At 68.4% G+C, this 9684-nt stretch carries 9 protein-coding genes; 5 read left to right on the top strand and 4 right to left on the bottom strand.

Annotated elements, in window-relative coordinates:
* The 5 genes from HR086_RS40535 to rimO form a co-directional block, all read left to right on the top strand.
* Positions 1-185, top strand: a 185-nt coding sequence (locus HR086_RS40535) for a hypothetical protein (protein WP_174468283.1), incomplete at its 5' end; no start/stop codon positions are given.
* Positions 186-255: 70 nt separating this feature from the next.
* Positions 256-1896: a ribonuclease J gene (locus HR086_RS40530; RefSeq protein WP_141646010.1), complete on the top strand. Its 1641-nt coding sequence runs from the start codon at positions 256-258 to the stop codon at positions 1894-1896.
* Positions 1897-1920: 24 nt separating this feature from the next.
* Complete coding sequence (locus tag HR086_RS40525; protein ID WP_141646009.1) at positions 1921-2418, top strand: YajQ family cyclic di-GMP-binding protein; 498 nt, start codon at positions 1921-1923, stop codon at positions 2416-2418.
* 8 nt (positions 2419-2426) lie between these two features.
* On the top strand, positions 2427-3539 hold the full coding sequence (locus tag HR086_RS40520) for a hypothetical protein (RefSeq protein ID WP_174462886.1): 1113 nt from the start codon (positions 2427-2429) through the stop codon (positions 3537-3539).
* Between the two features lie 32 nt (positions 3540-3571).
* Complete coding sequence (gene rimO, locus HR086_RS40515; RefSeq protein WP_217440474.1) at positions 3572-4969, top strand: 30S ribosomal protein S12 methylthiotransferase RimO; 1398 nt, start codon at positions 3572-3574, stop codon at positions 4967-4969.
* A 102-nt stretch (positions 4970-5071) separates the two neighbouring features.
* Here rimO and HR086_RS48965 read toward each other — a convergent pair whose 3' ends face one another.
* From HR086_RS48965 to HR086_RS40490, 4 genes are all read right to left on the bottom strand, one after another.
* The gene (locus tag HR086_RS48965) at positions 5072-6907 is read right to left on the bottom strand and encodes a hypothetical protein (protein ID WP_254626660.1); all 1836 of its coding nucleotides are present in this window, start codon (positions 6905-6907) and stop codon (positions 5072-5074) included.
* Complete coding sequence (locus HR086_RS40500) at positions 6879-7775, bottom strand: outer membrane lipoprotein carrier protein LolA (protein WP_174462887.1); 897 nt, start codon at positions 7773-7775, stop codon at positions 6879-6881. Before HR086_RS40500 ends, HR086_RS48965 begins: the two co-directional genes overlap by 29 nt.
* Before the next feature lie 77 nt (positions 7776-7852).
* Positions 7853-8533 (bottom strand): RNA methyltransferase, encoded by a 681-nt coding sequence (locus HR086_RS40495; protein ID WP_141646006.1) that lies wholly within the window; start codon positions 8531-8533, stop codon positions 7853-7855.
* Between the two features lie 4 nt (positions 8534-8537).
* Positions 8538-9684, bottom strand: a 1147-nt coding sequence (locus HR086_RS40490; RefSeq protein WP_174468282.1) for a GTPase, incomplete at its 5' end; no start/stop codon positions are given.

Below are 9684 nucleotides of genomic sequence, written 5' to 3'. Positions count from 1 at the left end.
TCACCAGCCGGCCCCGACCGCCCTCCCGCCCGCTGGGCCTGGCGCCCTGGATTCCCAAGACGAAGCTGGAGCCCTGGACCGGCACCCGCATCAAGCCCTGGCTCCACCGCCCGGACATCTTCGGCACCCCCGGCTGTCCCACGGGGGCGGTGCGCGGCTGCGGCCTGCCCATCCGCATCACCTAGCCAGTCACCTAGCCAGTCACCGCGCAACTTTCCAACGCGCGCGACGGGGGGAGTCTTTAGACTCTTCCCAATGCTTCAAGTCATTCCCCTGGGCGGCCTGGGAGAAATCGGCCTCAACTCCCTGGTCATCGCCTGTCGCGGGGAGATGCTTCTCATCGACGCCGGCCTGATGTTCCCCTCGGAGGGGATGCCCGGTGTCGACATCATCATCCCGGACTTCACCCACCTGAAGCAGAACGCCGCCCAGCTCAAGGGCGTGGTGCTCACCCACGGCCACGAGGACCACCTGGGTGCGCTTCCCTACCTGCTCGGCGAGGTGAACGTCCCCGTCTACGGCACGCGCTTCACGCTGGCCATGGCGCGCCACCGCTTGAGCGAGCTGGGCATCGAAGCGGACCTGCGCGAAATCGAGCCGCGCGAGCCCTTCGCCGTCGGCACCATGTTCAAGGTCGAGGCCAGTCGCGTGACGCACACCGTGCCGGACGCGGTGGGCTTCATCATCCGCACGCCCGAAGGCACCTTCATCCACACAGGTGACTTCAAGCTGGACCCGGACCCCATCGACGGGCTGCGCACGGACCTGGAGCGCTGGGGTGAGGCGGGCGAGGAAGGCGTGCTGTGCCTCCTGTCGGACTCCACCAACTCCGAGCTGACGGAGGAGACCGGCAGCGAGCGCGTCGTCGAGCAGACCTTCGAGCGCCTCTTCAAGGACGCCACCGGCCGCATCGTCGTCGCCCTCTTCTCCTCCAACCTGCACCGCGTGCGGCACCTGCTGGCCCTCGCCGAGCGACTGGGCCGCAAGGTCGCGCTCCAGGGCCGCAGCATGGTGCGCAACGTGGAGATGGCGCGCGAGCTGGGCTACCTGGACGTGCCCGACTCGCTCTTCGTGCACCTGGACACGGTGCCGCAGCTGCCGCAGCAGCGCGTGCTGGTGCTCACCACCGGAGCGCAGGGCGAGCCGCGCGCGGGCCTGTCCCAGCTCGCCGCTGGTGATGGCCCGTTCAAGCTGGGCCCGGGTGACCTGGTCGTCCTCAGCTCGCGAGCCATCCCCGGCAACGAGCGCGGCGTGGGCGCCCTCATCGACCAGCTCCAATGGCGCGGCGCGCGCGTCGCCTACGCGCAGGTGGAGCCCGGCGTCCACGTGTCCGGCCACGCCAGCCGCCCCCAGCAGCAGCGCGTGCTGGAGCTGGTGAAGCCGCGCCACTTCATCCCCGTCCATGGCGAGGGCCGCCACCTCCACCGACATCTGGCCACCGCCCGGGAGTCGGGGATGGAGCCCGCGCAGTGCCTGCTGGCCCAGGACGGAGACATCGTCGGCTTCGAGGAGGGACGCGGCCGCTTCACCGGCAGCGTGACTTCCGGGCGCATCTTCAAGGACCGCTTCGGAGGGGGCATGGTGACGGCGGACACACTCCATGAGCGGGTGCGCCTGTCCGAGACGGGGCTGGTGGCCGCCGTCATCGTGCTCCAGCGCGACACCCAGAAGCTGCTGGGTGGCCCGCAACTCTCCGGCCAGGGGCTGTCACTGGACGAACAGGTGATCCTCCCCCGGGTGGCCCAGGAGGCCCGGACGCTCTTCGAGGAGCTGTCCGTCCAACTGCGAGGTGACGACGCCCTGGTGCGAGAGGAACTCACCCGGGTGGTGCGCCGTGCGTTCCGGCTGTACACCTCCAAGCGCCCCCTGGTGGTGCCCATGGTCGTCAGGGTGTAGGTATGTTAAGGGCCGCTGCTGCCCATGCCCTCGTTCGATGTCGTCTCGAAAATCGACCTCGCCGAGCTCGACAACGCGGTCAATCAGACCAAGAAGGAGCTCAGCACCCGCTATGACTTCCAGGGCACCCAGGCGGACGTCCTCGTCGCTCCGGACCACACGGCCATCACCGTGAAGGCCAACAGCGAGGAGCGCGTCCAGGCCGCCAAGGAGGTCCTCCTGGTGAAGCTGGCCAAGCGGAACATCAGCCTGCGCGCGCTCGAGTACGGCGACATCGAGAAGACGGGGCTGCACAACGTGAAGCAGGTCATCAAGCTCCAGCAGGGCATCCCGGTGGAGAAGTCCAAGGAGCTGGTGAAGCTGTTGAAGGATTCGAAGATGAAGGTGCAGGGCTCCATCCAGGCCGACCAGCTGCGTGTCACCGGCAAGAACCGGGATGACCTCCAGGCCGCCATCGCCCTGTTCCGTGGGGAGCAGGACCGACTGAAGCTGGACATGCAGTTCACCAACTTCCGCGATTGAACAAGCCCATGCGAGCCGCTGCTGCCCTGTCCCTCTGCTGGATGCTCTGCGTTCCGGCCATCGCCTCCGCCCAGGAAGAAGCGCCCCGTCCGTCACGGCCGGTGCCCAACATGACCAAGCCGCCGCGCTTCCAGGGAGGCCTCAAGGGCTTCACCTCGCCGCTGGCGCTCAAGTCCCTGGACACCGAAGGCGCCAGCGCGTCCTTCACCGCCAAGGTGGGCTTCCGCAAGGACACGCTCTACGTGGGCGTGGACGCCAAGGATGATCAGCTCCTCGCGGGCGATGTGCTCACGCTGTCCATCTACTTCCCGGACACCGGGCCGCTGACGACGGGCTACACGTGGCGCTTCGGCTTCGACGGCAAGCGCGCGTCGGGTGCGGACAGCGGCACGCCGGAGTTCGCGCAGCAGAAGGTGAATGGCGCGGTGGAGCGTCGTGGCAACACGCTGTCGCTGGTGGCCGCGGTGCCGGTGCGCGCGCTGCCGCGCTTCTCCGCTCGGGACCCGATGGTGATGGACCTGTGCATCACCTACGAGGACCAGGACGGCGCGGGCACCAAGGCGGTGCCTGTCTCCAACTGCCAGAGCGGCACCATGGTCGGCGACGCGCTGAGGCTGCCGGACGAGCCGCGCAAGGCGCTCAAGCTCAAGCCGCCGGAGCACGTCACCGCGCTGGAGCCCGCGGCCACGGGCTGGCTGGGCTGGGACCTGCTCAGCTATCCGGCCTGGGCGCAGGGTGACGAGGAGCTGACGCCGGAGACGCTGCGCGAGCTGGTGGTGACGGACCCGCTGAAGGCCGCGTCGGTGAACGTGAATGTGCCAGACACGTTGAGCCTGCCGGACGGGCGACCGGTCGTTACGGTGCTCTCCGGGAAGAATCCCTATGCCGTCGCGGGTCAATGTGACGCCGAAAAGGAGCTTCGACTGGGGTTTTACATCGTGACGGGGAAGACGGCGGCTCGGGTGCTCGAGTGGCCGGCTGCTACGTGCGCCCTGGGGCGAGCCTCCTCGGTGGAGCTGGATGAAGAGGACGGGTTGACCATCCGTTACTCGAACGGCGCGACCATGAACTTTGCCTGGAGTGGTGACCACTTCACGCGAACCGAGCTTGGAAATAGGTAGACGCGGTGGAACCAACCAAGAACCTGTACATGATGACCCTCGGCTGCCCGAAGAACCGGGTGGACTCCGAGGTGATGCTCGGCACGTTGAAGCACCGCGGATACACGCTGGTGCAGGAAGCGTCCGAGGCCCAGGTCATCGTCGTCAATACCTGTGCCTTCATCGGTCCCGCCAAGCAGGAGTCGGTGGACTCCATCCTGGAGATGGCCGAGCTGAAGAAGTCGGGCAGCTGCAGCACCCTGGTGGTGACGGGGTGTCTGTCCCAGCGCTACGGCGAGGAGCTGGCGAAGGAGATGCCGGAGGTGGACCACTTCCTGGGCACCAGCGCCTACGCCCAGATTGGCGACCTGCTGGCGGCCGAGGCTTCTCCGCGTCAGGTGATTCCGGACCCCGACTACATCCACGACGCGAACACGCCGCGCATCAACTCGATGCCGAAGTACACCGCGTACCTCAAGGTGTCCGAGGGCTGCGACAACGCCTGCGCGTTCTGCATCATCCCCACGCTGCGCGGTGGACAGCGCTCGCGGCCCATCGACGACATCATGATCGAGGCCCGGCGACTGGCGGACAGCGGCGTGCAGGAGCTGAACCTCGTCGCGCAGGACCTGACGGCGTACGGGCATGACCTGCCGGGCCGGCCGAAGCTGCATGACCTGCTCAAGGCGCTGGTGCAGGTGGACGTGAAGTGGATTCGGCTGCACTACGCCTATCCGCGCGTGTTCCCGGACGAGCTCATCGACGTGATGGCGTCGGAGCCGAAGATTGCCCGCTACCTGGACATGCCGGTGCAGCACGTCAGCGACAAGCTGCTCCTGTCGATGAAGCGTGGCCGCAACTCGGAGTTCCTCAAGGGCCTCTTGACGAAGCTGCGCGAGCGCGTGCCGGGGCTGGTGATGCGCACCTCGCTCATCGTCGGTCTTCCGGGCGAGACGGAAGAGGACTTCGAGATGTTGAAGGAGTTCGTGAAGACGCAGCGCTTCGAGCGCCTGGGCGTCTTCCAGTACTCCGACGAGGAAGGCACGGCGGCGTTCGACCTGCCGGACAAGGTGCCGCAGAAGACCATCGAGCGCCGGTGGCGCGAGGTGATGGCCATCCAGAAGCGCATCAACCGCGAGCAGAACAAGAAGCTCGTCGGCAAGCGGCTGGAGGTGCTGGTGGAAGGTCCCGCGCCGGAGACGGAGCACCTGCTCGTGGGTCGGCACCAGGGTCAGGCGCCGGACATCGACGGGCTCGTCTACATCAACGACGGCCTGGCGTACCCGGGTGAGCTGGTCACCGTGGAGGTGACGGAAGCGCACGACTACGACCTGGTGGCTCGCGTGGTGGAGCGCCCGGACCCGAAGCAGCGGCAGCACACCGCTCGCGACGCGCACCCGGCGCCGGTGAAGCTGGTGCCTGCTCCCCGGCCTGTGACCCGGCTGGAGTAGGTGGTTCTTCCCGGGCCGCCGCCGCGTGAATCGCGAAGTGGCCCGGGAGTTCGTCGGAGGTATCCAGCGGAGTGTTGAACCGCTGGGTGCGGAGCGCTGGAGCTACCGTGGATCTTCCGGCTCCAGCTCGCGCTCCTCGCGCGGTGGTTCGCGAGACGGTGCCTTGCGGGATGGCGCGGCGACCCCTTCTCCCAGGGGCGTGGGCTGGCACTCGCACACCGTGCGGCGCGAGGACGTCTCGGTGACGAAGGCGCACGCCGTGGGGCACTCAGGCTGACTGCCCTCCTCGAAGAGCGCCAGGTTGAAGCCTCGCGCCTGAACGAGCGCCGCGTGGCACACGGGCAGGGCATGTGCGAGCGACGGCCACGGCAGGCGGTGCTGAGTCGTCAAACCGCGACTGGTGGCCGGGAAGCTCAGGCCGATTCCGCACCCGGACTCCAACCGCTGGCCATCCGCGCCCACTGGCTCCAAATGGAGGCGTCCGCCTTCGGGCAGGTCGCGGAACACCGCGCCCACCACGGAGATGCCGCCCTCGGGTTCCTTGCGCACGTGCAGGCCGTAGCAGGCCTCTTCGCTGAAGACGCCGTGCGCATCGGTGCACTGCTGTCGCCTGGCGACAGGGCTCGGAGTCGCCGGACGTGCCGGCTCCGACGATGTTGAGGGCGAGGTGTCACCAGGAGCCTGCGCCGTGGGGGCCGCCGACGCCGTGGGCCGTGCTGGTGACTCGGGCGAAGGTGAAGCGGTGCCCGAAGCCCTTGGTGCAGTGCCAGTTGTCGCAGCAGGGGATGTCGTGGAGCGTGACGGAGACGAGGCAGTGCCCCCTGAAGGCACTGGTGCGGCACCGACTGTCCCCGCGGACGGCGTCGAGGATGCGCTCGCCCCCATCCCTCCTGCGCCTTCCGTCGTCGTGGACCGTGGTGAAGTCGCGGACGCATCGGGTCCCTCCGCCCTCCCCGCCCGTGGTGATGACACCGAACCCACTTCAGTCTCGTCCACTGCTCGGACTCGTGGACGCCGCAGCACCAGCACCCCGCCCTTCGCATCCAGCGTCGCGGTGAAGCGCCCCCACACGTCAGGCCCCAGCCGTCCCAGGCTGCTCGGCGAGTCCCATCGTCCCGCCGCCTCCACCACCAGCGGCCGCGCGCCCACGCCCTCCGCCACGTCCACCGAGTCCACCGCGAAGGTGCGCGGCGGCAGATGCGCGACCGTATCCAAGGGTTGCAGCCCCTGCGCCTCGGCGGGCCCCACCGCGATGCGCGAGAAGGGCTCGCGCGTGGTGAGCACGAAGGGTCCGGTGAGCTCCGCCTCCCCCTGAGACACCCGCACCGCCAGGAGGGGCCAGTCGCCCACCGGCTCGCGACTGAGCTCCACGCGGTGCACTTCCCGCGCGGCATCCGAAGCCACCTCCGCCGCCGGTTGCGCCTCACGCGGACGCGACGCGGTGAAGGTCACCTCTCGCCGCAGCGGATCCACCGTGAGCGCATAGGGCTCCAGCACGTCCGAACCCAGCGTCAATGAGCAGGGCTTCTCACCCGACAGCCCCGCGGTGCGCAGCGGCACCGAAGCCCCTCCCACGGTGAGCACGGGCAGCGGCACCACCGGCCAGGCCCTGAAGCCTCCCGCGATTTCAGGTGCGCGCACGGTGCCATCGGGCGCGGGAGGACCTCCGTCGAAGCACTCCTGGGAGACCATCGACAAGGGCCTCGCCACGTCCAGCACCACCGGGACGACACGAGTCCCGAGCCTCCCCGCGACGGTGAGGCGCAGCGCTGGCGACGCCAGCAGCGGCAGCGTCCGCCCCGTCAGTCCCTCGGAACGTGAAGGGCCGGACGCCACCTCCCGGTGACACCCAGCCCCCACCACACTCAAACCCACCCAGAGCAGGAACGCGCCGCGCACGGCGCGCAGGTTACTGCTTCTTCTGCTTGGTGAAGTCATCCACGCGAGTGTCGTCCGGCACGTCCATCTTGAAGCTGTCCGCGGAGATGCCCACGTTCGTCTTCAGGTCCAGGAAGGAGATGGTGTTCTCGCTGCCGTCCGGATCCACCACGGTGCTCTTCAGCACCTGCGCCGACGCGGGGTCCACCTCCAGCCGGACCTGCTTGAAGCGGGGCTCCACCTTCAGCGGATCCAACACCAGCAGCGTGCCCTTGCAGTCCTTGCAGGCCCCCTTGCTGATGGCGAACTCGTCCGCGAGCCTGCCCTGTCCGAAAAGGAACGTCACCGAGGCGGAGAGCTGGCTCGTGTCCACGTTGGCCACCGTGAGCGACTGGGCCGTCGGGTCGTACGCGTAGATCTTGTTGCCGGCGAGCACGAAGGTGCGCACGGAGGGCTTCTGGTACTCCCACCGCATCAGCCCGGGCTTCTTGTAGGACACGACACCCTCGGACGTCTGCGTGCGCCGGAAGGTCTTGTACTTGTAGTCCTGCCGGAAGCCCGCCTTGAAGTCGCCGGTCTTCTCGTAGAAGGCCTGCATCCGGTCCACCAGGGACTTCACCTCGGGCGTCATCGGCGCCGTGGCCTTCACGGCGGGCTTCGTGTCCGGCGCGCTCTGAGGGGGCGTCGTGGCCGGCTTGCCTGACTCGGTGGCGGGCGGCTTCGCGGCGGGCGTCACCGGATTCACGCCCTGCTGGGCTGCGGGAGCCTTGGCCGCGCCGCCCGTGGGAGGCGGCACCGTGGGCTTTCCAGCGCCCGCCGGCGCGCCCTGGGCCACCAGGACGGGCTGCGTGGGGACGGCCTGCGAGGAGGAGGTCTGGGGCACCGCTTGCGCGGACAGGAGCGTGGCGAGCAGGGTTTCCAGGAACATGGCGTGCGTCTCCAGGGGGCCGGGTAGGCCCACCGCGTCCATCTACCCCATACCGACGCGCCCCGGGGGGCCGGCATTCATGGCTGCTTCTTGAAGATCCGCTTCCTCTGTTTGATGGCCAGCACGTAGAAGCGCTCGCGGAGCTCCTGCGCCTCGTCCGGCGACAGGTCTCCGGAGCCGCCCGCCAGGTGCTCATCCCGCCAGGCAATCGCCCGGCTGACACACGCCGAGGCAGCGGCGGAGATGTTGAGGCTCTGACTGAAGCCCCGCATCGGAATCCAGAACGTCCCGTCCACGGCGTTGAGCACGTCGTCGCTCACCCCGTAGCGCTCGTTGCCGAGAACGATGGCCACCTTCCCGTCGAAGCGCAGCGAATACAGGCTGGTGGCACCGTCACGGATGGCGGCGGCGTACAACTGGAAGCCCCGCGACTTCAGGTGTTCGCGACACTCGCCGAAGGACTTGTAGAGCTTCACGTCCAGCCACTTGTCGCAGCCCTGAGCCACCCTCGAGTTCGGCAGGAAGGGTGCCTCCGGGTTGATGACGACGTGGACTTCCTGGACCCCCATGGACTCGCAGGTGCGTAGCACCGCGGCCATGTTGAAGCTGTCCTCCAGCCGGTCCAGGACGACCGTGAAGTTGCGCGTACGCTGGCTGACGACGCGGTCGATCTTCTCCTTGCGCACATCGAGCAGGAACTGCTCCGGCTCCAACTTGTCCTTCTCGAAGCGCTCGTACCGAGGACCGCCGCCAGCCATCGTCTCAGCCCCTTCCGCCTGACTTGCGCGACGCGGGCTTCTTCGCGGCCGAGGCCCTCTTCGCCGAGGTGCCCTTCTTCGCCACGGCCTTCGTCGTCGACTTCTTCGCGGCAGCGGCCTTCTTCGCCGGAGCCTTCTTCGCCGCGGACTTCTTCGCGACAGCGGCCTTCTTCGCCGGAGCCTTCTTCGCGGCAGCGGCCTTCTTCGCGGGGGCCTTCGTCGCCGCCGCCTTCTTCGCCCCAGCGCTCTTCTTCGCCGAAGCCTTCGTCGCCGCCTTCGCCACCGCGGCCTGCTTCACCAGAGTCGTCTTCACATGAGCTCCCTTCGCACTGCCTTGCTTCGTGGGAGCACTCTTCACAGCAGCGCTCTTCGCCCGCCCCAGCTTCGCGGCGGTCGCCTTCACCACGGCGGCGGTACCCTTGGAGAGGGTCTCGCGCACCTTGGCAATCGCGGCCTTGGCCACGGACTTGCTGCTCGCGCCCTTCGCTCGGGGCGGAGCCTCGACATGCAGCTTTTCGGTGCGACCGGTGAACAGCACCTCCGCCACCGAGTCCATCAGCGCCGGCATGCCCTCGCCCGTGGCGCAGGACACCGGGTACACGCGGATGCCGCGCTCGCGCAGCGCCTCGCGGAACGCCTCCAGACGCGCCTGCGCATCCGGCAGGTCCAGCTTGTTGGCGGCGACCACCTGCGGCCGGCTCGCCAGCTCCGCGCTGTACTTCGCCAGCTCACGGTTGAGCACGTCGAAGTCGTGCAGCGGCTCGCGGCCCTCACCCTCCGCGCCCATGTCGATGAGGTGGATCAACACCTTGCACCGCTCGACGTGGCGCAGGAACTGGTGCCCCAGGCCCACGCCCTCGCTGGCGCCCTCGATGATGCCGGGGATGTCCGCCATCACGAACGACAGGTCGTTCTTGTACTGGACCATGCCCAGGTTGGGGACCAGCGTGGTGAACGGGTAGTCGGCGATCTTCGGCCGGGCGCGGCTCACCCGCGAGATGAACGTGCTCTTGCCCGCGTTGGGGAAGCCCAGCAGGCCCACGTCCGCCAGCAGCTTCAGCTCCAGCCGCAGCGTGACTTCCTCGCCCTTCGTCCCGTCCTGGGCGAAGCGCGGCGTCTGCCGCGTCGAGGTCGCGAAGTTCATGTTGCCC

Origin of the sequence: Myxococcus sp. CA039A (assembly GCF_013336645.1) — a bacterium.
Lineage (GTDB): Bacteria > Myxococcota > Myxococcia > Myxococcales > Myxococcaceae > Myxococcus > Myxococcus llanfairpwllgwyngyllgogerychwyrndrobwllllantysiliogogogochensis.
The sequence above is the reverse complement of the archived record's forward strand: the minus strand, read 5'-3'. Positions and strand labels throughout refer to the sequence as shown.

Coding starts and splice junctions, on each gene's coding strand:
- HR086_RS40520 (WP_174462886.1), top strand. CDS start 2,427: ATGCGAGCCGCTGCTGCCCTGTCCCTCTGCTGGATGCTCTGCGTTCCG.
- HR086_RS40495 (WP_141646006.1), bottom strand. CDS start 8,533: ATGGCTGGCGGCGGTCCTCGGTACGAGCGCTTCGAGAAGGACAAGTTG.
- HR086_RS48965 (WP_254626660.1), bottom strand. CDS start 6,907: ATGACTTCACCAAGCAGAAGAAGCAGTAACCTGCGCGCCGTGCGCGGC.
- rimO (WP_217440474.1), top strand. CDS start 3,572: ATGACCCTCGGCTGCCCGAAGAACCGGGTGGACTCCGAGGTGATGCTC.
- HR086_RS40525 (WP_141646009.1), top strand. CDS start 1,921: ATGCCCTCGTTCGATGTCGTCTCGAAAATCGACCTCGCCGAGCTCGAC.
- HR086_RS40500 (WP_174462887.1), bottom strand. CDS start 7,775: ATGTTCCTGGAAACCCTGCTCGCCACGCTCCTGTCCGCGCAAGCGGTG.
- HR086_RS40530 (WP_141646010.1), top strand. CDS start 256: ATGCTTCAAGTCATTCCCCTGGGCGGCCTGGGAGAAATCGGCCTCAAC.